At 68.8% G+C, this 24,338-nt stretch carries 21 protein-coding genes; 16 read left to right on the top strand and 5 right to left on the bottom strand.

The window, feature by feature from the left end:
- Positions 1-18: 18 nt before the first annotated feature.
- The 7 genes from otnK (at position 19) to BCL67_RS05640 (ending at position 7,003) form a co-directional block, all read left to right on the top strand.
- Complete coding sequence (gene otnK, locus BCL67_RS05670) at positions 19-1,344, top strand: 3-oxo-tetronate kinase (RefSeq protein WP_106122479.1); 1,326 nt, start codon at positions 19-21, stop codon at positions 1,342-1,344.
- Positions 1,344-2,189, top strand: coding sequence for a 2-oxo-tetronate isomerase (otnI, locus tag BCL67_RS05665; RefSeq protein ID WP_106122478.1), 846 nt, complete (start codon positions 1,344-1,346; stop codon positions 2,187-2,189). Before otnK ends, otnI begins: the two co-directional genes overlap by 1 nt.
- Complete coding sequence (locus BCL67_RS05660; RefSeq protein ID WP_106122477.1) at positions 2,186-2,986, top strand: DeoR/GlpR family DNA-binding transcription regulator; 801 nt, start codon at positions 2,186-2,188, stop codon at positions 2,984-2,986. The genes otnI and BCL67_RS05660 overlap by 4 nt, the downstream gene beginning before the upstream one ends.
- Entirely contained in the window at positions 2,983-3,942 is a 960-nt protein-coding gene (gene denD, locus BCL67_RS05655) for a D-erythronate dehydrogenase (RefSeq protein ID WP_106122476.1), read from the top strand. Before BCL67_RS05660 ends, denD begins: the two co-directional genes overlap by 4 nt.
- Before the next feature lie 43 nt (positions 3,943-3,985).
- On the top strand, positions 3,986-5,386 hold the full coding sequence (locus BCL67_RS05650) for a GntP family permease (protein WP_258174782.1): 1,401 nt from the start codon (positions 3,986-3,988) through the stop codon (positions 5,384-5,386).
- Positions 5,387-5,485: 99 nt separating this feature from the next.
- Positions 5,486-6,115 carry a 3-oxo-tetronate 4-phosphate decarboxylase gene (otnC, locus tag BCL67_RS05645; protein WP_106122474.1) on the top strand — a complete coding sequence of 210 codons (630 nt, stop codon included), beginning with the start codon at positions 5,486-5,488 and terminating at the stop codon, positions 6,113-6,115.
- Between the two features lie 96 nt (positions 6,116-6,211).
- A complete protein-coding gene (locus BCL67_RS05640; protein ID WP_106122473.1) occupies positions 6,212-7,003 on the top strand; it encodes an SGNH/GDSL hydrolase family protein in 792 nt (263 codons plus the stop codon).
- Positions 7,004-7,058: 55 nt separating this feature from the next.
- Here the strand turns inward: BCL67_RS05640 and BCL67_RS05635 are convergent, their stop codons facing one another.
- The gene (locus BCL67_RS05635) at positions 7,059-8,354 is read right to left on the bottom strand and encodes an aspartate aminotransferase family protein (protein WP_106122472.1); all 1,296 of its coding nucleotides are present in this window, start codon (positions 8,352-8,354) and stop codon (positions 7,059-7,061) included.
- 180 nt (positions 8,355-8,534) lie between these two features.
- On the opposite strand from BCL67_RS05635, the gene BCL67_RS05630 reads away from it, so the two are divergent.
- The 8 genes from BCL67_RS05630 to BCL67_RS05595 all read left to right on the top strand — a co-directional run bounded on the left by BCL67_RS05630 (position 8,535) and on the right by BCL67_RS05595 (position 19,441).
- Positions 8,535-10,013, top strand: a complete 1,479-nt coding sequence (locus BCL67_RS05630) for an NAD-dependent succinate-semialdehyde dehydrogenase (protein WP_106122471.1) — start codon at positions 8,535-8,537, stop codon at positions 10,011-10,013.
- A 178-nt stretch (positions 10,014-10,191) separates the two neighbouring features.
- The gene (gene dnaK / locus BCL67_RS05625) at positions 10,192-12,051 is read left to right on the top strand and encodes a molecular chaperone DnaK (protein WP_106122470.1); all 1,860 of its coding nucleotides are present in this window, start codon (positions 10,192-10,194) and stop codon (positions 12,049-12,051) included.
- A gap of 12 nt (positions 12,052-12,063) precedes the next feature.
- A complete protein-coding gene (locus tag BCL67_RS15745) occupies positions 12,064-12,930 on the top strand; it encodes a nucleotide exchange factor GrpE (protein WP_258174781.1) in 867 nt (288 codons plus the stop codon).
- 30 nt (positions 12,931-12,960) lie between these two features.
- Positions 12,961-13,956 (top strand): DnaJ C-terminal domain-containing protein, encoded by a 996-nt coding sequence (locus tag BCL67_RS05615; RefSeq protein ID WP_106122469.1) that lies wholly within the window; start codon positions 12,961-12,963, stop codon positions 13,954-13,956.
- Between the two features lie 14 nt (positions 13,957-13,970).
- Complete coding sequence (locus BCL67_RS05610; RefSeq protein ID WP_106122548.1) at positions 13,971-14,405, top strand: heat shock protein transcriptional repressor HspR; 435 nt, start codon at positions 13,971-13,973, stop codon at positions 14,403-14,405.
- An 81-nt stretch (positions 14,406-14,486) separates the two neighbouring features.
- Positions 14,487-16,430 carry a penicillin-binding transpeptidase domain-containing protein gene (locus BCL67_RS05605; protein WP_106122468.1) on the top strand — a complete coding sequence of 648 codons (1,944 nt, stop codon included), beginning with the start codon at positions 14,487-14,489 and terminating at the stop codon, positions 16,428-16,430.
- A gap of 2 nt (positions 16,431-16,432) precedes the next feature.
- On the top strand, positions 16,433-17,332 hold the full coding sequence (gene trmB / locus BCL67_RS05600) for a tRNA (guanosine(46)-N7)-methyltransferase TrmB (protein WP_258174779.1): 900 nt from the start codon (positions 16,433-16,435) through the stop codon (positions 17,330-17,332).
- Between the two features lie 114 nt (positions 17,333-17,446).
- A complete protein-coding gene (locus BCL67_RS05595; RefSeq protein ID WP_106122467.1) occupies positions 17,447-19,441 on the top strand; it encodes a BCCT family transporter in 1,995 nt (664 codons plus the stop codon).
- Here the strand turns inward: BCL67_RS05595 and BCL67_RS05590 are convergent.
- The 3 genes from BCL67_RS05590 to BCL67_RS05580 all read right to left on the bottom strand — a co-directional run bounded on the left by BCL67_RS05590 (position 19,423) and on the right by BCL67_RS05580 (position 21,742).
- Positions 19,423-19,752: a winged helix-turn-helix domain-containing protein gene (locus tag BCL67_RS05590; protein ID WP_106122466.1), complete on the bottom strand. Its 330-nt coding sequence runs from the start codon at positions 19,750-19,752 to the stop codon at positions 19,423-19,425. The genes BCL67_RS05595 and BCL67_RS05590 overlap by 19 nt on opposite strands.
- Before the next feature lie 120 nt (positions 19,753-19,872).
- The gene (locus tag BCL67_RS05585; protein ID WP_106122465.1) at positions 19,873-20,922 is read right to left on the bottom strand and encodes a CPBP family intramembrane glutamic endopeptidase; all 1,050 of its coding nucleotides are present in this window, start codon (positions 20,920-20,922) and stop codon (positions 19,873-19,875) included.
- A 31-nt stretch (positions 20,923-20,953) separates the two neighbouring features.
- A complete protein-coding gene (locus BCL67_RS05580) occupies positions 20,954-21,742 on the bottom strand; it encodes a methyltransferase domain-containing protein (protein ID WP_106122464.1) in 789 nt (262 codons plus the stop codon).
- A gap of 172 nt (positions 21,743-21,914) precedes the next feature.
- Here BCL67_RS05580 and BCL67_RS05575 point away from each other — a divergent pair, with 172 nt between their 5' ends.
- Positions 21,915-23,339 carry a hypothetical protein gene (locus BCL67_RS05575; RefSeq protein WP_106122463.1) on the top strand — a complete coding sequence of 475 codons (1,425 nt, stop codon included), beginning with the start codon at positions 21,915-21,917 and terminating at the stop codon, positions 23,337-23,339.
- Positions 23,340-23,372: 33 nt separating this feature from the next.
- Here the strand turns inward: BCL67_RS05575 and BCL67_RS05570 are convergent, their stop codons facing one another.
- On the bottom strand, positions 23,373-24,332 hold the full coding sequence (locus tag BCL67_RS05570) for a DMT family transporter (RefSeq protein ID WP_106122462.1): 960 nt from the start codon (positions 24,330-24,332) through the stop codon (positions 23,373-23,375).
- Between the last annotated feature and the right edge of the window lie 6 nt (positions 24,333-24,338).

The raw sequence follows: 24,338 nt of genomic DNA, 5'->3' as shown, positions 1-24,338 counted from the left end.
ACGAGAGGGAGGGACTTCATGGCGCTGCGTATAGGAGTGCTGGCCGACGACTTCACCGGGGCCACCGACATCGCCGGATTCCTGGTCTCCGCGGGCATGACCACGGTTCAGTTCACCAGTCCCGAAGACCTCCCGGAACACCTCGACGACCGGGTCGACGCCGCCGTGATCAGCCTGAAGACCCGTTCCATCCCATCCGCGGAGGCCGTGGCGCAGAGCCTGAAGGCGCTCGCCGCACTGAACTCCCACGGTGCCGAGCAGATCATCTTCAAGTACTGCTCCACCTTCGACAGCACCGCCGAGGGCAACATCGGCCCGGTCACCGACGCGCTGCTGGACGCGATGGGGGAGGAGTTCACCGTGCTCGCCCCTGCGCTGCCGGTGAACGGCCGCACCGTGTACCAGGGACACCTCTTCGTCCACGACCAGCCGCTGGACGAATCCGGGATGCGCGACCATCCTGTCACCCCGATGACCGACTCCAGCCTGGTCCGACTCATGCAGGCGCAGGCGCGCGGCCGCGCCGTCGTCCTCCCGTACGCCACCGTGGAGGCCGGTCTGGAGGCCGTGCGACAGGCCCTGGAGGATGCCCGGGCCTCCGGTGCCCGCTATGCCGTGCCCGACACCGTGGAGATGCGCCACCTCGAGACCCTCGGCGAGGCGCTCACCCAGATGCCGCTGATCACCGGTGGATCCGGCATCGGCTACGGACTGGCCCGTGCGGTGACCCGGGCCCGCGCGGTCACCGAGCCTGAGGCCGGAGACTCCTCCTCTGCCGCCACGGACTGGAGCTTCGCCCCCGGGCCCGCCGTGGTGCTCTCCGGCTCGAGCTCCCAGATGACCAACGCCCAGGTGCACGCCTACCGCACCCGCGCCGCCGCCCTCGCCCTGGACATCGACTCGGTGCTGGCTGACGCGGAGGCCTACTGCGCAGAGGTCCTCGACTGGGTCACCCGGCAGCAGGGTCCCGACGCACTGGCGCCGCTGGTCTACGCCACGGCCTCGCCCGATGAGGTGCGCGCGGCCCAGCAGCAGCACGGCGCCCAGGAGCTCTCCGCAGCGATCGAGGACTTCTTCTCCCGGCTCGCGGGCGCGCTGCGCGCCCACGGCACCCGACGCTTCATCGTCGCCGGCGGCGAGACCTCCGGGGCGGTCACCCAGGGGCTCGGCGTGCGCGGATTCGAGGTCGGACCGCAGATCGCGCCGGGGGTGCCATGGACCCGGACGCTGCCCGGCGTGGACCAGGGGACGCTCGATCTCGCGCTGAAGTCCGGGAACTTCGGCGACGAGGACTTCTTCAGCACGGCCCAGCAGCTCACCGACCGGGACGGAGACACCGCCTGATGCCGCAGTTCGCCGCCAACCTCACCCTGATGTTCACCGAGCGCCCCTTCCTGGACCGGTTCGCCGCCGCCGCCGAGGCCGGATTCCGCGCCGTGGAGTATCTCTTCCCCTATGAGCACTCCGCCGAGGACGTCGCCGCGGCGCTCAACGCCGCGGGCCTGACCCAGGCGCTGTTCAACGCCCCGGCCGGGGACTGGACGGCGGGTGAGCGCGGCATCGCCTCACTTCCGGGACGCGATGCTGAGTTCAGCGCAGGCCTGGTCACCGCGATGGAATACGCCCGCGCACTTCAGTGTCGGCAGCTCCATGTCATGGCCGGGGTCCCCGGCGCGGACCCGGAGGCCCGAAGCCGCTACATCACCCGGCTGCGGGAGGCCGCGGAGGTCGCCTCGGACGCCGGGGTGCGCGTGCTGATCGAGCCGATCAACCCGGTGGACATGCCGGGCTATTTCGTCGACAGCGTGCGCGCCGGCGTGGAGCTGATCGAGGAGATCGACCACCCCAACATCAGGCTCCAGCTCGACCTCTATCACGCACAGATCACCGAGGGAGACCTGACCCGACTGATCCGCCGCGTCGCTCCGCTGACCAGCCACATCCAGATCGCCTCGGTGCCGCATCGGAACGAACCTGACTCCGGCGAGCTGAACCACCCGTACCTCTTCGACCTGCTCGATGCCAGCGGCTACACCGGCTGGATCGGTTGCGAGTATCGACCCGCGGCCGGCACAGAGGCCGGGCTGGGCTGGTTCGCCCGCTACCGGGCCGCTCAGACCGGCATCGCGCAGCCTGGGTTCACCCAGCCCGGCACCCGGCAGAGCACGCCCGAGCAGGCCGGGGCATGATCCCCGACGAGCGCCGACGTCGGCTGGTCCACATGGTCGAGGACCAGGGCGCGGTGAGCATCGCCGCGCTCACCCAGGTCCTGGGCGTCTCGCACATGACGATCCGTCGGGACATCAAGATGCTCGAGGATGCCGGACGGCTGGTCTCGGTCAGCGGGGGAGTCACCATGCCCTCGCGGATCCAGCTCGACGCGACCCACCAGGCGAAGCTCGGCATCCGACCCACCGAGAAGGACGCCATCGCCGCCCGCGCGGCAGACCTGGTCTCACCCGGGGATCTGGTCTACCTCGACGCGGGCACCACCATGCTCTCCCTGGCCCGCACCCTGGTCGCCCGCGCCGGCACCGAGGGCCTCGACGTCGTGACCAACGATCTCGTCGTCGCCGCAGCCGCGGGGGAGCACCCGCAGGCGCGGGTCCACGTGCTGGGCGGCCGACTGGACTCCGGCAACATGTCCACCGACGGTCCGCTGACCGCCGCCGAGCTCGGCGAGTTCAACATCGACCTGGCCTTCGTCTCGGCCTCCAGCTTCGACCTGCGCGGCCTCTCCGTGCCCAGCCAGGCCAAGGCCATCGTCAAGCGCGCCATCATCGAGAACTGCGTGCGCGCCTATCTGACCACCGACAGCTCGAAGTACGGGCGCGTCGCCGCCTTCAAGGCCATCTCCTTCGAAGCCTTCGAAGGAATCATCACCGACCCCGCCCTCCCCGAGCCTGCCCGTGAGCGCGCGGCAGAGCTCGGCGTGGACCTGATCACGGCAACCGCCGACGCCCGAAAGGACACCACTGCCTCATGAACATCGTCGTCACCGGAGGTGCCGGGTTCCTCGGCAGCCGGGTCATCACCGAACTGCTCGCCGCGGCTGATGCCGGGAAGCTCCCACACCCGCTCACCACGGTCATCTCGCTGGATCTCAGCCCGTCGACGCTGGATGATCCACGCGTGGTCTCCCACACCGGAGACCTCGCCGACCCGGCGCTGCTGGAGCGGGTCATCGACGCCGACACCGCCGGGATCTACCACCTGGCAGCGGTGCTCTCCGGAGGATCGGCCGAGGACTTCGACCTCGCCCACCGGGTCAACGTCGATGCGACGCACCAGCTGCTCGAGACCGCCCGCCGGCTCGACTCCCCGCCCACCTTCATCTTCACCAGCTCGCTGGCGGTCTTCGGCGGCGACATGCCCGACGTCGTCCCGTCCAACCTGGCCACCCAGCCCGAGTCCACCTACGGCGCCTTCAAGGCCATCGGGGAGCTGATGGTCAACGAGTACTCCCGCAAGGGATGGGTGGACGCGCGGATCGCTCGGCTGCCCACCATCTCGGTGCGCCCGGGCAGCCCCAACTCCGCGGCCTCCTCCTTCGCCAGCGGCATCATCCGCGAGCCGCTGCAGGGCATCCCGGCAGTGTGTCCGGTGCCGCTGGACACCCGGATGTGGCTCTCCTCGCCGAACACCGCCGTGGCGAACCTGGTCCACGCCTACCTGGTGCCGGCCGAGAGGCTTCCCGCCTGGCGGGTGCTCGACATCCCCGGCGTCAGCGTCACCGTGGGCGAGATGCTCCAGGCGCTGGAGGCCGTCGGCGGTGCAGAGGCGCGCGCACTGGTCAGCGAGGTCCCGGACCAGGCGGTGATGGACATCGTCTGCTCCTGGCCCGGCGCCTTCGACGTGGACGCAACCCTCGCACTGGGCTTCGCCCCAGACAGCAGCTTCGAATCAGCAGTGCGTCAGTTCCACGCCGAGTTCGTGGCCTGACCAGCAACCCAGCAGACCTGTATGACGTGTCAAGGAGGACACCATGACTGAAACGATGGGCTCTTCGGAGCTTGCGGCCATCATCGGCCTGGCGGCGGCGGTGGCGCTGCTGATCTTCTTCGTGCTGCGCACGAAGATCCACGCGGTGCTGGCGCTGATCATCGCCGCATCCATCGCCGGCCTCGCGGCAGGCATGGCCCCGGACGAGGTGATCGACTCCATCACCACCGGCTTCGGCTCCACCCTGGCCACGATCGGTCTGGTCATCGGCCTCGGCGTGATGATGGGCCGGATCCTCGAGGTCTCCGGCGCGGCAGAGAAGCTCGCGTACACCCTGATCCGCTGGCTCGGGAAGAAGAAGGAGGAGTGGGCGCTCGCGGGTGCCGGCTTCATCATCTCCATCCCGATCTTCGTGGACAGCGCGTACGTGATCCTCTCGCCGCTGGTGAAGTCGCTCAGCCGCACCACAGGACGCTCCGTCCTGACGCTGGGCATCTCCCTGGCCGGCGGTCTGATCCTGACCCACCACGCCGTGCCGCCCACCCCCGGTCCGCTCGGCGCGGCCGGGATCTTCGGGGTCAGCATCGGGGAGATGATCCTCTGGGGCATCATTCTGACCCTGCCGGCGCTGTTCCTGATCGTGATCTACGCGAAGATCATGGGACCGCGCATCGAGGCGATGATCGAGGCCGACACCGGCGAGGCGCTGACCCCCACCGAGGCCTTCGACGAGTTCCAGACCCGCGCCGAGGAGCGCGAGAAGGAGCTGCCCTCGCTGTTCCTCGCGATCCTGCCCATCCTGCTGCCGATCGTGCTGATCTTCATCAACACCGTCTCCGCCTACATCGCCGAGGCCGGGATCCTGGAGATCCCCGCCACGCTCGTCTCGATCGCGGCCTTCATCGGGAACCCGGTGATCGCGCTGCTGGCCGGCGTGCTGGTCGCCATCTACGGTCTGACCCGCAAGCAGAGCCGGCAGGGCACCCTGGATGACATGGAGCAGGGAGTCCAGGCCGCCGGCATCATCCTGCTGGTCACCGGCGCCGGCGGCGCGCTCGGCGCGGTCCTGCGCGACAGCGGCACCGGCGATTCCATCGGCGCCTGGGTGGCAGGGCTGCCGCTTCCCACCATCATGATCCCGTTCATCATCGCCACGGTGGTGCGCATCATCCAGGGCTCCGGCACCGTCGCGATCATCACCGCCGCCTCGATCTCAGCGCCTATCCTGGCCCAGGTGCCCGATGTGAACATGGTGCTCGCCGCCCAGGCCGCAGCGCTGGGCTCGCTGTTCTTCGGCTACTTCAACGACAGCTTCTTCTGGGTGGTCAACCGGATGCTGGGCGTGAAGAACGCCAAGCATCAGATGCTGGTCTGGTCCATCCCGACGACCATCGCCTGGGCCACCACCCTGGTCACCCTGCTGATCGCCAGCGCGATCTTCTAGGGCGTCCCAGAGAAGAGCCGGCCCCAAGAGAGGCTGCACGCATCCGCTGCGCACCTCGCGCAGCCTGACCCGGCACCCGCCGAGGAGAGGACACCACCGATGACAGCACCGGCTGGGAACGAGAACACGCTGCGGGAGAGCGTCGTGGCCCTGGGAGCGAGCCTGTTCGCGCGCGGCTTCTCCGTGGGCAGCGCGGGAAACATCAGCGTCCGCAGCGGCGACGGGTTCCTCATGACGCCCACGAACTCCTCGCTGGGACGGCTCGACCCCCAGGCCCTCTCGGAGCTCGACGCGCAGTGGGTGCACACCGCGGGCCCCAAGCCCTCTAAAGAGGTGGTGATGCATCAGGCGATGTATCAGGCCCGGCCCCAGGCCGCCGCCGTCGTGCACCTGCACTCCACCTATGTGACCGCGATCAGCTGCCTCGACGAGGAACAGCCGATCCCGCCGCTGACCCCGTACTTCATCATGCGGCTGGGTCGAGACGTTCCCACCGTGCCCTACTACAAGCCTGGGTCCCCCGCGGTCCTGGACGACATCCTTGCGGCGGGACAGCGGGGTCCGGCCGTGATCCTGGCGAACCACGGCTCGATCGTGGCCGGCAGCTCCTTGGAGGACGCGGTCAATGCCGCCGAGGAGCTCGAGGTCTCGGCCCAGCTGGCCTTCCTGCTCGAGGGGCGGGCCACCCGACCGCTCAACGAGGAGCAGATCCAGGACCTGCTCGGCTGAGCAGGGACGCCGCCCCCGCACCGGGTTCAGTCCTGGCCTGCCCACCGGTAGGGTTGTGGCTAGAGTACGCCAGCCGCATGCGAACGGGAGGGCTCAATGTCCGCATCAGATCAACTCGACGGTCCTTTTCAGAAACGCTTCGTCGCCCTCGGGGACTCGTTCACCGAAGGCGTGGCGGACATCGATCCGTCCAGCCCCAACGGGGTGCGCGGGTGGGCCGACCGGGTCGCCGGCCAGCTGATCGCCAACGACTCCTCCTGGGGGTACGCGAACCTCGCGGTGCGCGGCAAGAAGCTCGAGCAGGTCCTCGACGAGCAGCTGGACCCTGCGATCGGGCTGGACCCGACCTTGGTGACCGTCTACGCCGGCGGCAACGACATCCTGCGTCCCACGGTCAACATCGACGCGCTCATGGGGCGCTACCGCTGGGGTGTGGAGAAGCTCCTGGCCAGCGGGGCGCGCGTGGTGCTGTTCACCGGCTTCGACTCCGGCAAGGCGCCGCTGTTCAAAGCCACCCGCGGACGCACCGCCATCTACAACGAGCACGTGCGCAAGATCGCAGCCGACCTTGACCTGGACCTGGTCGACTTCTGGCACATGCGTGAGTTCCAGGACTGGCGCTACTGGGACGAGGACCGGATGCACCTGGGCATCGCCGGGCACATGCTCATGGCCAAGGAGGTGCTCAAGGTCCTCGGCGAGAAGGACGAGATCGAGGACCCCGAGGTCGACACCGCACCGGTGGCCTCGCTGCCTGAGCGTCTGATCGGCGAGCTGACCTGGACCAAGGACTACCTCTACCCCTGGGTCCGGCGGCGGGTCACGCGCACCTCCTCGGGCGACGACATGTCCCCGAAGTACCCGCAGCTGACCTCGCGCGTCTGGTAGCCGGCGGGGTGGCGCGATCACGCCACCCCACCGGCTGCACCGGCTGCACCGGCTCCTAGGCGACGACGGCGGCCACGGCCTCGGACCACAGCGTCAGCGCCCGGTCGACCTCGGACTCCGAGACCACCAGCGCCGGGATGAAGCGGACAACCTCGCCCCAGGATCCGCAGATCAGCAGCAGCAGACCCCGACGGGCGGCCTCCTGCTGGACCGCCGTGGCGGTGGCGGGGTCCGGTGCGCCGTCGGCGTCGCGGAACTCATTGCCCACCATCAGGCCCAGGCCGCGGACCTCGGCGATGCGGGCGGCCTTCGCCCGGGTGTTCGCCTCGACGGCGATCTGGCGCAGGCCCGCGCGCAGCTGCTCGCCCCGCACGGCGCTGTTCTGGACCAGCCCCTCGTCGGCGATCACCTCCAGCGTCGCCACCGCGGCGGCGCAGGCCACCGCATTGGCGCCGTAGGTTCCGCCCTGGGAGCCCGGCCAGGCCTTGCCCATCAGCTCGGCCGAGGCTGCGATTCCGGAGATCGGGAAGCCCGAGGCGATTCCCTTGGCGAACATCATGATGTCGGGAAGCCGCGGGGAGTCGGCGGAGACGAAGTGGTCGTGTCCCCAGAACTTCCCGGTCCGCCCGAAGCCGGTCTGGACCTCGTCGATGATCACCAGGATCCCGTGCCGATCGGCACGTTCGCGCAGTCCCGCGAAGAAACGCTCGTTGCCCGGCACATAGCCGCCCTCGCCGAGCACCGGCTCCACCAGGAACGCCGCGGTGTCCGCCGGGTTGGACTGGGTCTGCAGCAGCAGGTCCAGCTCCTTGAGCGCGAAGTCGGTCGCCTGCTCGGCATCCCAGCCGTACTCCCGGTAGTGGCTCGGGTTCGGGAACGGCGCGACGACGACGCCTGACATCAACGGGCTGAAGCCTGCGCGGAACTTGGTGCCGGAGGTGGTCATCGAGGCCGCCGCCACGGTGCGCCCGTGGAAGCCGCCCTGGAAGACCACGATGTTCGGTCGTCCGGTGGCCTGGCGGGCCAGACGCAGCGCGGCCTCGGCGGCCTCCGAGCCGGAGTTGGAGAAGAACACCGAGTCCAGGCCGGCCGGGAGCACGTCGGAGAGCCGCTCGGTCAGCGTGAGCAGCGGCTGGTGCATGATCGTGGTGTATTGGCCGTGGATCAGGCTTCCCACCTGCGCCTGCGCGGCGGCGACCACATGCGGATGGCAGTGTCCGGTGCTGGTGACCCCGATGCCGGCGGTGAAGTCCAGATGCGCCTGGCCCGCCTCGTCATAGAGCCACACGCCCTCACCCCGGGTCGCCACCACGGGAGTCGCCTGCTTCAACTGGGGAGACAGCGTCGCCATCGAGAACACCTTTCGGATTGTTGACAATCTTGTTGGTCTCCAGGCTAGCCGTGATCGAGGCGCATGGCCAGACTGGCGCGCACGCCCGCAGGAGATCCCAGCGACGTCGGCGGCGCCAGCGGCGTAGGCTGGCCAGGGAAGGCCCACGTCACGTCCGACGCACCCCCTCAAGGAGGACACATGGCAGAGCAGACCATCACCGCAGAGCGTGAATCCAGCCTGATCGAGGCGGTTCCCAAGCGGCTCTTCATCAACGGCGAATGGGTGGACGCCGAGGGCGGCGCCACCCTGGAGGTCATCGATCCCTCCACCGGCAGGCTGCTGTGCACCGTGGCCGACGCCTCGGAGCAGGACGGGTGGAACGCGCTGAAGGCGGCCGAGGCCGCACAGTCCGGTCTCGCCGCAATGGCGCCGCGCGAGCGGGCGAACATCCTGATGCGCGCCTTCGAGCTGATGCACGAGCGCAAGGACGACCTCGCCCTGCTGATGACCCTCGAGATGGGCAAGCCGCTGAGCGACTCCTACGGCGAGGTCGCCTACGCCGCCGAGTTCTTCCGGCACTTCGCCGAAGAGGCCACCCGGATCAGCGGCAGCTACCAGACCGCGCCCGCCGGGGGTGCACGCTTCCTGGTGGCCAAACAGCCCGTGGGACCCACGATCCTGATCACCCCCTGGAACTTCCCGCTGGCCATGGGCACCCGGAAGCTCGGTCCGGCGATCGCCGCCGGCTGCACCTCGGTGCTCAAGCCCGCCGAGCTCACCCCGCTGTCGATGCTCGCGCTCGCCGACATCCTGCACGAGGCCGGACTCCCCGCCGGGGCCGTGAACATCCTGGTCACCTCCACCGCCGGCAAGGTCATGGAGCCGCTGATCCGCTCCGGCATCGCCCGCAAGCTCTCCTTCACCGGCTCCACCGGGGTCGGCCGCAAGCTGCTGGAGCAGGCCTCCGAGCGCGTGCTGCGGACCTCCATGGAGCTCGGCGGCAACGCCGGATTCGTGGTCTTCGAGGACGCCGACATCGACGCCGCGGTGGCGGGCGCGCTGCTGGCCAAGATGCGCAACACCGGCGAGGCCTGCACCGCCGCCAACCGGATCTTCGTCCACCGCAGCGTGATCGATGAGTTCGCCGCCAAGCTCGCCGCCGAGATGGAGAAGCTCCCCCTCGGACGCGGAGTGGAGGACGGAGTCCGCGTCGGGCCGCTGGTCGACGCCAAGCAGCTGGGCAAGGTCGATGAGCTGGTCACCGATGCGGTCGAGGGCGGGGCCAAGGTCCTGATCGGCGGCACGCCGGTGGACCGCGACGGGTATTTCTATCCGCCCACGGTGCTCACCGACATTCCCGCCGGAGCGCGGATGCGCCGTGAGGAGATCTTCGGGCCGGTCGCCCCGCTGACCCCCTTCGACACCGAGGCCGAAGTCATCTCCTGGATCAACGACACCGAATACGGGCTGGTCAACTACGTCTACACGGAGAACCTGCGCCGCGGCATCCGGGTCGCTGAGGCTGTGGAGTCCGGCATGGTGGGGCTGAACCAGGGTGCCGTGTCCAACCCGGCCGCCCCCTTCGGCGGCATCAAGGAGTCGGGCCTGGGCCGCGAGGGCGGCGACACCGGCATCGAGGAGTTCCTCGAGACCAAGTACATCGGCATCGCGATGTGAGCTGATTCCAGCCGCAGTCACCGCGCAGAATCGCCTGCCGGGAATGGAATCCCACGCGCTGTGGTTGGAGCGGGAGTAGAAAGTTGAGTCGACTGCACTCAAGTCAGTTTGACACCACGTCACGCGAGTACAAGACTTGAGTGCAGTTCGCTCAATACCGCTCTCGAAAGGAGACCCCATGTCCCGCTCAGTAGGCATCGACCTCGGAACCACCAACTCGGTGGTCACAGTCCTCGAAGGTGGCGAGCCCACCGTCATCGCCAACGCCGAGGGTGCGCGCACCACCCCCTCGGTCGTCGGCTTCTCCAAGTCCGGCGAGGTCCTCGTCGGCGAGGTGGCACGCCGCCAGGCAGTGTCGAACCCCGACCGCACCATCGCATCGGTCAAGCGCCACATGGGCACCGACTGGTCCACGGAGATCGACGGGAAGAAGTACACCCCTCAGGAGATCTCCGCCCGCATCCTGATGAAGCTCAAGCACGACGCCGAGTCCTACCTGGGCGAGGACGTCACCGAAGCCGTCATCACCGTGCCGGCCTACTTCAACGACGCCGAGCGCCAGGCCACCAAGGAGGCCGGCGAGATCGCCGGCCTGAAGGTCTCCCGCATCGTCAACGAGCCCACTGCCGCGGCCCTGGCCTACGGCCTGGACAAGGGCAAGGAGGACGAGCTCATCCTGGTCTTCGACCTGGGCGGCGGCACCTTCGACGTCTCCCTGCTCGAGGTCGGCAAGGACGAGGACGACTTCTCCACCATCCAGGTCCGCTCCACCTCCGGTGACAACCGCCTCGGCGGCGACGACTGGGACCAGCGGATCATGGACTGGCTCTTCGCGCAGGTCAAGGCCAAGGAGGGCGTCGATCTCTCCAAGGACAAGATCGCCGTCCCGCGTCTGAAGGAAGAGGCCGAGCGCGCCAAGAAGGAGCTCTCCTCCACCTCCAGCGCCAACATCAACATCCCCTACGCCACCCAGAACGACGGCGTCCCGGTGCACGTCAACGAGACCCTGTCTCGGGCGAAGTTCGAGGACATGACCTCGGACCTGCTGGACCGCACCAAGAAGCCGTTCAACGACGTCATCAAGGAGGCCGGGGTCAAGATCGCTGAGATCGACCACGTGATCCTCGTCGGCGGCTCCACCCGTATGCCCGCCGTGGCCGAGCTGGTCAAGCAGCTCGCCGGCAAGGACGCCAACAAGGGCGTCAACCCGGACGAGGTCGTCGCCGTCGGCGCAGCCCTGCAGGCCGGCGTGCTCGCCGGTGAGCGCAAGGACGTGCTGCTGATCGACGTCACCCCCCTGTCCCTGGGCATCGAGACCAAGGGCGGAGTGATGACCAAGCTGATCGAGCGCAACACGGCCATCCCGTCGAAGCGCTCCGAGGTCTTCTCCACCGCCGAGGACAACCAGCCCTCCGTGGCAGTCCAGGTCTTCCAGGGCGAGCGGGAGTTCACCCGGGACAACAAGGCTCTGGGCACCTTCGAGCTGACCGGCATCGCGCCGGCACCCCGCGGCGTCCCGCAGGTCGAGGTCACCTTCGACATCGACGCCAACGGCATCGTCCACGTCTCCGCCAAGGACAAGGGCACCGGCACCGAGCAGTCGATGACCATCACCGGCGGCACCTCGCTGGAGAAGGAAGACATCGAGCGCATGGTCGCCGACGCCGAGGCTCACGCCGAGGAGGACAAGGTCCGTCGCGAGGCAGCCGAGAAGCGCAACGCCGCGGAGTCCACCGCCTACTCGGTGGACAAGCTGCTCAAGGACAACGGCGACAAGCTGCCCGAGGAGGTCAAGACCGAGGTCCAGGCCGACGTCGATGCGCTCAAGAAGGCACTCGAGGGCGAGGACAACGCCGACGAGGTCAACGCCGCCTATGAGAAGCTGCAGGCCTCCCAGGTCAAGATCGGCGAGGCGCTCTACGCGCAGGCCCCTGATGCCGCTGCCAACGGCACCGGTGAGCCCGCGCAGAACGAGGATGAGGACATCGTCGACGCAGAAGTCGTCGACGAAGAGGACGAAGCCGAGAAGAAGAAGTAGGGGGTCTGACACATGGCAGATCACAAGAACCCTGAGGTTCCCGACGCCGAGGAGCCCGAGGAGCAGGATCCCGTGCAGGACCCGTTGGCCCAGGCCGAACAGATCCTGCAGGACCTCCCCGAGGAGGACCCGCAGGACATCGAGGCCCTCGGCGGCGAGGGCCGGCAGCAGAGCTACGGCGAGACCGGAGACCCGGTCACGGCGGCCGAAGCAGCCGGCACGACGTCGGAGGATGTCGACCCCCGTGTGGCCGAGGAGCCCGAGCTCGTGGAAGTCTCTGCGGAGGACGGCTTCACCGGTGGTGTCGAGACTGAGCCTCAAGAGCGGATCCAGGCGGCCGATGAGTTCCTCCGTGGCACGGAGGAAGAAGCGATCGCCGAGGCCGCCATGGCGATGGATCCGGACGCGGTCCTGGCCGAGGACAGCATCCGCGAGGAGGCTCCTGCCCAGGACGGTCTCCGCGAGGCCGAGCTGCAGGCTGACCTGCAGCGGCTCCAGGCGGAGTACATCAACTATCGCCGTCGGGTGGAGCGCGATCGGGCGACCGAGCGCGACCGGACCAAGGGTCAGCTCATCACCGAGCTGATGCCGGTCCTGGATGACATCAACTCGGCCCGGCAGGCCGGAGATCTCCAGGACGGTCCGTTCGCACACATCGCGAGCCGGCTGGAGTCGCTGCTGCAGAGCCAGGGGCTCGAGGTGGTGGGTGAGATCGGGGAAGCCTTCGATCCCAACCAGCACGAGGCCATCATGACTCAGCCCCACGACGAGATCCCCGCCGACCACGTGGCCATCGTGCTGCGTGCCGGCTATCGCCACGGTGACCGCCTGCTTCGGGCGGCCCAGGTGATGGTCTCTTCCGGGCCCGAGCAGAGCTGAACCTAGAGCAGCAGGAAGGAGGGAGGCGCCATGGCCTCACAGGACTGGATCGATAAAGATTTCTACGCCATCCTCGGCGTCTCCCGCGATGCCTCCGAGGAGGACATCAAGAAGGCGTACCGAAAGCTCGCCCGGAAGCACCATCCCGATAAGAACCCCGGTGATGATGCCGCCGAGCAGAAGTTCAAGGACGTCGCTGAGGCCCACTCCGTGCTGGCTGACAAAGAGCAGCGCGAACAGTACGACGCCGTCCGCGCCATGGGCTCGGGCGCCCGATTCTCGGGCGGCCCGGGCCCCGGCGGGGGAGGCGGCTTCGAAGATCTCTTCGGCAACCTCTTCAACGGCGGCTCCGGCGGCGGGCGCGGCGGCTTCGGCCGCGGCGGCTCAGGCGGCCCCGACCTCTCGGACCTCTTCGGCGGGGCCGGCGGGTTCGGCGGCTCCGGCAGGTTCGGCGGAGGCGGGGCGCCGGCGAAGGGCGCCGACCGCACCGCGGGGACCACGATCTCCTTCGGCGGGGCCATCCGTGGCACCACCGTGGGCCTGCGCGAGCCGGACGGCGGCGTCATCGACGTCCGGATCCCCGCGGGGATCCGCACCGGCCAGAAGGTGCGTGTGAAGGGCAAGGGCCAGCCCGGCCCCGGCGGCGCCGGTGACCTCCTGGTCGAGGTCATCGTCTCGGGACATAGGCTCTTCGAGCGTGACGGCGACGACATCCGGATCCACCTGCCCGTCGCCTTCGACGAGGCGGTCCTGGGCGCCACCGTGAAGGTCCCGACGGTGCACGGCGAGAAGGTCAACATCAAGATCTCTGCTGGTGTGTCCTCCGGACGCGTGCTGCGGCTCAAGGGCCACGGGGTGCGTCGGAAGGAGAAGGGCCGCGAGGTCGCCGGCGACATGCTGGTCACGGTGGAGGTTCACGTGCCCAAGGACCTCTCCGACGAGGCGGTCGAGGCCGTGAAGGCCTATGCGGAGGCGACCAAGGGGCTCGATCCCCGGAAGGACCTCGAGGCGAAGGCGGTGCTGTGATGGTGGACCCCTGGATGCGTGACCATGACCACCGGCACGCGCCGATGTTCGTGATCTCGGTGGCCGCCGAGCTCGTCGACATGCACCCGCAGACGCTGCGCCAGTATGACCGGATCGGCCTGGTCACCCCGGGGCGCCAGGGCGGACGCCACCGGCGCTACTCGCCGTACAACATCGAGCAGCTCCAGCAGATCCAGCAGCTCTCCCAGGAGGGTGTCTCGCTGGAGGGCATCCGAAGGGTCCTCGACCTGCAGAACCGGATCGAGACCCTGGAGGAGACCGTCGAGGCGCTGCGCCAAGAGCTGCGCGAATCCGAGCGGCACTCCACCAAGCCGCGCTTCTTCGCCGTCGGCCCGCACGGAGACGTGGTCACGGTGCCCCATGGACGTCGTGGCCGGGCGAACACCCAGGCGCTGGTCCTCTGGGAACCCCGCCCGTCAGGTCGCTGACCGATGAGCCGGCCGGCCGTACCCGCCGCTGGTCAGCGAGTCCTGCCTGCAACGCGCCGGGGAGGCCGCGATACTGGATCCATGTCTGTCTCCTCACGTTCCCGGCTGATGGTTCCGAGTGCCGTGGGGGTCGCAGCAGTCCTGATGCTCACCAGCTGCAGCGCCGACCCGGCCGATTCGGTGGACGAGGCCGCCGGCGCCCTGGCCGAGGCGATCTCCAGCGGGGACTTCTCCGCGCTGAGCTTCGCATCCGGGGATCCCGAGACCATGGCCGCGGCCGTGGAGAACCTCCACGCACCCTTCGGAGAGCTCACTCCGGAGGTGACCCCCGGGGAGATCGAGCTCGACGTGCCGCCCGAGGACTCGCCCCGACCGGTGACCGCCACGGTCCCGCTGGAGCACAGCTGGGAGCTCGAGGACGTCGGCATCGACGGCGAGGCCTGGACCTATGAGACCACTGCCGAGCTCGTCTACGACGAGGAGTCCGAGGTCTGGGCGCTCGAGGCCGAGCCCGAGATCATCCTGCCCGACTACACCGGTGGAGAGACGGTGAGCCTGGGCACCACTCCCGCCGACCGCGGCCGGATCATGGACGACGCCGGACAGGCCATGGTCTACAACCGCGACGTCGTGCGGCTGGGCATCGACAAGTCACAGCTGGCGCAGGACGGGGAGCCCGCGGACGAGGACACGCTGCGTGCCTCCGCCGAGGCGCTCGCCGAGCTGGTCGAGATCCCGGTGGATCCCTATGTCGAGAGCGTGCTCGGCGGCGGCGATCTGGCCTTCGTCGAAGCCATCACGCTGCGCAGCTCCGACGGCGACGTCACCGCCACCGATGTCGAAGCGATCTCCGGGGCCCTCGCCATCGAAGACCAGATGTCCCTGGCAGACTCCCGAGACTTCGCCCCGCTGCTGCTGGGCCGCGTGGGACCGGTCACCGCCGAGTCCCTGGAGGAGGACCCGAGCCTGAGCGTCGGCGACACCATCGGGACCTCCGGGATCCAGGCCTCCTACGAGGACACTCTCCGCGGCACCCCGGGCATGGCGATCCAGATGAACGGCGAGACCCTCTACTCGGTGGACCCCGAGGACGGCGGAGACGTCGAGACCACCATGGTGCCGCGGCTGCAGAACCTCGCCCAGGAGATCGTCGACGATCAGGACACCACCGGCGCCATCGTCGCCATCCGGCCCTCCGACGGCGGCATCCTCGCCGCCGCCAGCCATGTCCCTGACGGTGGCTTCGTGGAGATCGCCACCCAGTCGACCTACGCGCCGGGCTCCACCTTCAAGGTGGTCTCCTCGCTTGCCATGCTGCGCGACGGGCTCACCCCCGACACCGACGTGACCTGCTCGAACCGGACCACCGTGCACGGACAGTCCTTCGGCAACTACAGCGGATTCCCCTCGGAGTACATCGGCGAGATTCCGTTCCGCGATGCCGTGGCGGTCTCCTGCAACACCGTCTTCGCGGACGCCTACGACGACGTGAGCTCCGAAGAGGTCCACCAGGCCGCGGTCGACCTGGGCATCACCGAGGAGACGAATCTCGGAGTGCCGGCTCGGATGGGCTCCGTGCCGCAGGACTCCGAGCTGAACCTGCATGCTTCCAACCTCTTCGGCCAGGGCGTGGTGGAGTCCTCCACCCTGGGCATGGCCACCGTCACCGCCTCGATCGCCGCCGGGAGCACCGTCCACCCCCACCTGGTCGTGCCGGGGGAGGACGTGGAGACCCCGGAGAGCGGGATCAGCGAGGCCGAGGCCGAGGACCTGCGCACGCTGATGACCGACACCGTGAACTTCGGCTCGCTGGAGTCCCTCGTCGACGTCCCGGGCGAGCCGATCTATGCCAAGACCGGCACCGCCGAGGCCGGCGACGGCGACGACTCCTACGCCCACACCTGGGTCATCGCGATGCAGGGCGACCTCGCCGTGGCGATCTTCCTGGAGGAGGGAGAGTTCGGCGGGTCCACCAACGGGCCGCTGCTGCAGGAGTTCCTCGAGGGGGCCTCCGCTATCCTGTAGCGGTGACTTCCCAGCCCGACACCTCCCAGCCCGACATCTCCCAACCCGCGCCCACCGGCGCCGAGACCCCCCGCCGGGCGCTGCCGATGCGCCGGCCGCTCTCCTTCGTCCGACGCAGCAACCGGCTCAAGCCCAGCTACCAGCGGACCTGGGACGCGGCCCTGGGCAAGGAGCTGCTGGAGATCCCCCATGGGGAGCGCGACACCTCAGTGGCCGAGGGCTTCCGCATCGACTGGGCCGCCGAGTTCGGCCGCAGCGCCCCGATCGTCGTGGAGATCGGCTCCGGCTCCGGGGAGGCTGTCGCCCATGCCGCCGCCGCGAACCCGGACACCGACTTCCTGGCCATCGAGGTCTACAAGCCCGGCGCCGCCCAGCTGGTCAGCCGGATCCGCCGGGAGCAGCTGAGCAACGTCCGGGTCGCCGTGGCCAACGCGCCCGAGGTCCTGGATCAGCTCTTCGCCCCCGGCGAGGTCGCCGAGGTCTGGATCTTCTTCCCGGACCCGTGGCACAAGAAGAAGCACAACAAGCGTCGACTCATCGATGAGAGCTTCATCGACCGTGTCGCACGGGTCCTGCCCGCCGGCGGCGTCTGGCGGCTGGCCACCGACTGGTCCGGCTATGCCGTGCAGATGCGCACCCTCATCGGTGCCTCCGCCCGGTTCAAGAACCCGCACGCAGGGGAGCGTGCAGGGGACGCCTCCCCGCTGACCGAGGTCCGGCTCCATGACCTGGACGCGATCTCGATGGGCAAGGAGCCGGCACCGCTGGAGCTGGAGCAGGCCCGGGACGACGACGGCGGCTGGGCCCCCCGGTTCCCCGGGCGCACCCAGACGGACTTCGAGACCAAGGCGCTCGCCGTCGGACGCAAGATCTTCGACCTGACCTTCATCCGGGAGCCGTAGCGGCTCGCGCCCGGACCAGGCACACTCGCGGCTATTGCGATCACTCACTCGCACCTGCACATGTCCTCCGCCACCTGCGCCGGGGGGAGACACCACGATTGAGGTACACCACTGATGTCCGAAGAAGAGCCACGCACCCGCAGCCAGCGGCTGGGTGAGGAGACCCGCCGGGTCTCTCGCCAGGCCGGCCAGGCGCTGGGCCAGCTGAACCCGATCTCTCGGTCGACCTACCCGCACAACATCCACCCCGCGCTGGTGCCCGGAATCGGCATCGACGAGCAGCGCAGGCGCTACAGCATCGACTGGCTGATCTTCGCGATCACCGGTGTGCTGACCGTGGCCTTCGTGATCTGGGGCGTGGTGAACCCGGCGAGCGTCGGCGAGGTGGCGGGGGTCGCCTATGACTGGACCATGGTCCATGCGGGCTGGCTCTTCAACGCACTGGCCATCGTGGTGCTGGTCTTCCTGCTCATCCTGGCGTTCACCCGCTATGGAAAGATCCCGCTGGGCAAGGACGGGGAGAAGCCGGAGTATTCGACCTTCGCCTGGATCGCGATGCTCTTCGCTGCAGGCATCGGCATCGGCGTGCTCTTCTGGGGGCCGGCCGAACCGCTGACCTACTTCCACAATGTGCCGGCGCCGCTGGACCACGCACCGGAGTCCGAGCAGGCGCTGCACAGCGCGATGGCTCAGACCTACTTCCACTGGGGCCTCCATGCCTGGGGCATCTATGCCCTGGTCGGCGGCGCGGTGGCCTACGCCGCCTACCGCCGCGGCCGGGTGCCGCTGATGTCGGCGATCTTCGAGAAGATGTTCGGCAAGAAGCACTCCGAAGGCTTCGCCGGTCAGATGATCGACATGTTCGCCATCATCGCCACCCTCTTCGGCACCGCCGCGGCGCTGGGCATCGCGGTGATGCAGATCGGCGAGGGCGTGGTCATCGTCTCCGGCGCCTCGGAGCTGACCAACGCCATGATGATCGGGATCATCGCCGTGCTCAGCGCCTGCTTCGTGGTCTCGGCGGTCTCCGGGATCTCGCGCGGCATCCGCTACCTCTCGAGCATCAACATCGTGCTCACCATCGGCGTGATCGCGCTCTTCTTCTTCGCCGGACCCACGCTGTTCCTGCTGAACCTGCTGCCGTCCTCGCTGATGGAGTACTTCGGGACGATGTTCGAGATGATGGGCCGCTCCGCCTCCTGGGGTCAGGACACCCTGGACTTCCAGTCGACGTGGACGGTCTACTACTGGGCCTGGTGGATCTCCTGGTCGCCCTTCGTCGGCATCTTCATCGCCCGGGTCTCCCGCGGCCGCACCATCCGCCAGTTCATCCTCGGCGTCATCCTGGTCCCCTCCTCGCTGCTCTTCGTGGCCTACGGAGTCATGGGTGGAACCTCCATGTGGCTCTCTCGCGAGGGCCAGGGCGAGGTCAGTCCGGACCTGAGTGCGCCCCAGGTGCTCTTCGCCGTCATCGACGCCCTGCCCTTCCTGCAGTGGATGCCGATCGTCGTGGTCGTGATCCTCGCGATCTTCTTCATCACCTCGGCAGACTCGGCCTCCGTGGTGATGGGGATCCTGACCACCCGCGGCGACCAGGACCCGAACAAGATCGTCGTGGTGTTCTGGGGCCTCGTCATGGCCGGTGTGGCCACCGTGATGCTGCTGCTCGGCGATGAGACCGCGCTCGAGGGTCTGCAGTCCCTGGTGATCGTGACCGCGCTGCCCTTCGCGCTGGTGCTGATCCTGATCATGATCGCCTGGTCTCGTGAACTCGCGACCGATCCGCACGCGCTGCGGGATCACTATGCAGATCTCGCCGTGAGCAACGCCGTCATCGACGGCGTACAGCGCTACGGCGACGACTTCGCCATCGAGGTGGTCCCCACCCACCCGGGTGAGGGTGCCGGCGCCGAGGTGGATTCCGAGCACGACGACTACACCGACTGGTACCAGCGCACCGATGAGGACGGCACTCCGGTGGGCTACGACTTCGCGACCGGAGAATGGGCCGACGGCTGGGATCCGGAGACCGGCGAGATCGGCACGGTCGTCGCGCAGCCGGGTCAGGAGTCCGACGAGCCCAGCGCCGGTCAGACCACCAGCCGGTAGCCGCGCTTGACCACGGTCTTGACCATCGACGGGTCGGGCAGCGCCTGACGCAGCCGTGACACCCACATCTCCAGGGCGTGCTCTGAGCCGCAGTGCGGCAGCACGGCCAGCAGGTGCTCCCTGGAGAGCACGGCCCCCTGGGCCTTCATCAGCGCGCGCATCAGCGCCAGCGGCCCGGGCGCCAGCTGGACCGGGGTGGCGTCCGGGTCAGGCAGGTGCAGGGTGTCGCCGCTGACCTGGATCTCCCCGGAGCGGGTATGCAGACGCAGCGCAGAGTCACCCGCCACCGGCTGCTGTGCCGGACTCGCCATACGCCGATCCTCCCCGTGAGGCCTTCAGTCGAGGCAGCTGCTGGGCTGCCTGGACTCAGGCTAGAGGCAGGGCGTTTCTCCGCTTTGTCGGCGGTGTGACGCTGATGTGTCCGGGACTTCTCAGTGGCCGGAGGGGGTCTTCTGTCGGGTCTGCTGCGGGAAGGCGCGTCGGGCGAAGATGAGCAGGCCGATCAGCAGCAGTCCCGGCAGGATCCAGCCGGAGAATCCCTGCAGCGTGGCCTGGCGCAGATCCACCGTCACCCCGGCGCTGGCGAACCAGAAGTGCAGGATCGCGGCGGCCGAGATCATCGACTGGGCAAAGGCTGCGGGCCAGATCGAGCCCGACTGCATCCGCAGCCAGGCGAGCACCCCGCCGATGATCGTCGCGTAGCCGAGCATCAGGGCCAGCGCCTGGAACACCGGGGTCTGGTCGTAGAAGAATCCGGCGGCGAGCAGCGGCGCGTACCAGAGTCCGGAGATCACACCGGTGAGCACGACGGCGGCGCGCGGGCCCCAGCGCAGCTGCAGCCGCGGGAACAGATAGCCGCGCCAGCCCATCTCGATCCCGGCGTGCAGGAACACGCCCAGCACCGAGGCGGAGAAGATCACGCCGACCTCCACCAGCACGCCGGTGGCGATGAACTCCGTGGCGTCCCGGCCGAGCCGGGAGCTCAGATCCTGGACGAAGAGCGGCATCGACGGATCGAAGGGGTACAGGCCCAGCGCTCCGCCCAGCGGGAGGGCGGCGAGGCTGAACGCGAAGAACAGCAGCAGACCCAGCACCGACCAGCCCAGCAGGCCGCGCACCGGACGCAGCGGGGTGATTCCCAGCGCGTCGGTCACGCTCTGCGGCTTCAGCATCCGGACGGGCCGGTCACTCAGGTCTTCAGCTGCGGCATCACCCGCGCCCGCCTCAGCATGGTGGCCGTAGAGCACCTCCAGCGGCTGACGGCGCTCCAGGACGTAGGCGATCACCGCGGCCAGGGCGGGGGTGAGTATGAACAGGTTGTAGTACACGCCGAGGGAGGCGATGCTGCGCTCCTCCGGGCTCATCAGCACCACGGGCAGGCCGATCAGCCAGCCCAGTGTCAGGGTCACCAGCACGAAGGTGCTCAGGATGACCAGGGGAGTGCGCGGCGTCGTCGTCAGGGCGGGGGTGGGTACAGTCACGCGATGACCCTACCGGCTGCGGCTGGACTGCTCAGCCGCGGCCGCTGCGACGCGCGATGAAGAAGAGCCGCCGGAACGGCAGGATGGTCCCGATGCGCGTCGCCGGGTACGCCTCGCGCAGCGCGGCCTTGTACTCGGTGATGAACTCCTCGCGGACACCCCCGGGCAGCGCCTGCAGCACGGGACGCGCGGCTGCCGCGGAGATCCACTCGAAGACCGGATCCTCCCCCTGGAGCACGTGGTGGTAGCGGGTCTCCCAGGCCTCGACCTCCCAGCCGGGCAGAGACACGTCGAGCATGTAGTCGCTCAGCTCGGAGGTGGGCTTGAGCAGCGCGTCCGGGTCGATGTGCGCGGCGAAGCGGGGCTTCGCGGCGAACTCGGCGAGCAGCTGGTGGCTCGGGGCGCCGAAGTTGCCCGGGACCTGCACGGCCAGCGCGCCTCCGTCGGCCACGTTGTCCATGATCGACGGCAGCAGCTCGCGGTGTTCGGGGATCCACTGGAGGGCGGCGTTGGAGACGATCAGGTCCGCCTTCTCCTCGAGCTTCAGGTCCCTGATGTCGGCACGGGCGTAGGAGATGCGGTCGTCGTCGGTGGCCTCGCTGGCCCGCTGGAGCATCTCTTCAGAAGAGTCGATCCCGGTGATCCAGGCCTTGGGCCACATCCCGCGCAGCACCGGCATCCCGTTGCCGGGGCCGCAGCCGAGGTCGACGATCCGGTCGGCCTGGGGAGCCCGCACGCGCTGGAGCAGGTCGATGAAGGGCTGGGTGCGTTCGGAGGCGTAGGTGAGATACGCCCCCGGATTCCACTGGGTACTGGGCATGATCCGAGTCTAAATCGCCGGTGCGCGAGACCCGCAGGGTCTCGACACAATCCGACACCGGGTCGCGCTGTCTGCGCAGGGTGGTGTACCGGCTGGTGGTGACTCGCCGCTCGAGCCAAGTGTTAATGCGAACGATTTGCAATTGGCCGGGGGTTAATTAAGAATGATTCGCATGAACACCAAACATCTCGCTCTGCCATCTCTCTTGATGATCTCTGCCCTTGTACTGAGCTCCTGCGCCGATGGTGCCTCCGGCGGTGCTGGGTCTGACCCTGGCGAGGACGACGCCGCGTCGGCTGCCCCGGCGGAGTCGCCCCAGGCCGCGGAACCCTCCGTCGAGCCCTCCGACCGCGAGACCCACGAGGCCGGCGGTCCCAGCCCGCGCCTGGCGGTCACCTATGACGGCGGCGTCTCCGTGCTCGACGGCGCCACCCTGGAGGTGCTCAGTCAGGACGAGGCTGAGGGCTTCGTCCGGGTCAGCCCGGCCGGCGATGGTCGGCACTTCTTCCTCACCGAGGGGGAGAGCTTCCGACTGATCGACGGCGGCACCTGGGGCGAGCCGCATGGGGAGCACGACCACTTCTACACCACCGATCCCCACGTCAGCGAGATCACCGTGGACGGGCCCGCTCCCGGTCACGTGGTCTCCTACGAGGGCATCGGAACGCTCTTCTTCGACGGCAGCGGCGAGATCCACAGCTACGACCTCTCCGAGCTGGACGTCGAGGCTCAGCTGGAGACCGAGGTGGTCGAGACCGAGGAGGCGCACCACGGGGTCGCGGCGGTCTTCCCCGACGGCGGCCGCTTCGAGACCCTGGGCAACGAGGATGAGCGCAACGGTGCGCGGGTGCTCGACGCCGACGGCGAGGAGATCGCACGCAGCGAGGAATGCCCCGGCGTGCACGGTGAGGCGGCCGGGCCCGAGGGGATGCTCGCCGTGGGCTGTGAGGACGGCGTGCTGACCTTCGACGGCACCGAGTTCACCAAGATCCAGGCCGACGAGGAGTACGCCCGCATCGGCAACCTCTTCCCCGCCGAGGATTCTCCGATCTTCCTGGGCGACTACAACCTGGACGAGGACGGCGAGGAGCCGATGACCCAGGTCGCGCTGGTCGACACCGCGAGCGGCGAGATCTCGACCGTCGACATCGGGGCTGCCTACAACTTCCGCTCCCTCGCACGAGGCCCGGAGGGTGAGGCCCTGGTCCTGGCAGAGGACGGAGTGCTGCATGTGGTCGACCCGGAGACCGGCGAGCACACCGACGAGCTGGAGATCATGGAGGAGTGGACCGAGCCCGAGGAGTGGCAGGAGCCGCGCCCGGCCATCCGCGTGGTGGACGACATCGCCTACATCACCGAGCCCGATGCGCAGACGCTGCACATGGTGGACCTCGGCTCCCTGGAGATCATCAACTCGGCCGAGCTGGACTTCACCCCGAATGAGATCGCCGCGGTCGATGGTCGCACGGCCGAGGGTGCCGATGAGCACGCTGCGGAGGACGGTGCTGCAGGGGGCGAAGAGGAGGAGGATCACGAGGGACACGACCACGATGATGAAGCGCACGAGGATCACGACCACGAGGATCACGACCACTGATCGCTCCCGCACGTGACGCCTGGCGCCGACCCGTCAGCGACGCGAGTTAAGCGAGCTCTGTTCAGCCGAGTCCGCCGGAAGGGTCGGAGGCGCTGTGCCTCCGGCCCTTCTGCGTGCCGCCGCCGCGGTCCACCAGGCCCCACCGATGATCATCGCGCAGCCCACCAGCTGCCAGGCGCTGGGGATGTCGGCGAAGAGCACCGCCGCCAGCGCGACGGCGAAGACCGCCGAGAGCAGCATCAAGGTGCTCGAGGCGGTCTCGGAGATCGCAGTCATCGCCACGTTGAAGCACAGGTAGGTGAGCACCTGACCCACGAAGGCCAGCGCGAGCATCGCACCCCAGCCCGGAAGCCCGTCCGGCACCTCGAGCCGCCCCAGCCCCGTCGCGGTCAGCGCGGTGGTCACCCCGGCGGAGAGGCAGACCAGGCTGAGGATCGTGAACGGCGCTGATCTGTGCCGCCGCGGCTCCGGCGGTGCGGTGCGCCGGATGATGGCCAGGTAGAGCGCGTAGCCGGTGCCTGCGGCAAGTCCGGCGAGCACGCCCGCGAGCTGCAGGTTCTCCAGATCCAGGGCGCCCGCGGTGAGCGCGACCCCGGCGAGCATCAGTGGGATGATCAGCGCGAGCTGACGCATCGGCCGCACGCCCTCCATCGCCCAGCTGATAAGCGGCAGGATCACGACCTGCACGTTGATCAGCACGGTCGCGATCCCTGGACCGATCATGGTGATCGAGGTGTTGTAGAAGCTGTAGTCCACACCCAGGGCGACGCCGGCGATCAGCGCGCCGATCAGCGTGCGCCGCGGGAGGCTTGCCCGGCCCCTGCGACGCAGCAGCTCCCAGGCGGCCAGCGGCAGCAGCATCGGTACCGCCAGCAGGCAGCGCCAGGCCGCGACGCTGAGCGGTTCACCATCGATGGCGGAGATCATCGCGGCCGAGCCGGCCAGGGCCAGGGTGCCCACGACCATCAGGGCGACGCCGCGTGCGGGAGTCATCACTGC

Source organism: Nesterenkonia sandarakina (assembly GCF_003003175.1).
GTDB lineage: Bacteria > Actinomycetota > Actinomycetes > Actinomycetales > Micrococcaceae > Nesterenkonia > Nesterenkonia sandarakina_A.
This window is presented reverse-complemented; position numbering and strand designations above follow the sequence as displayed.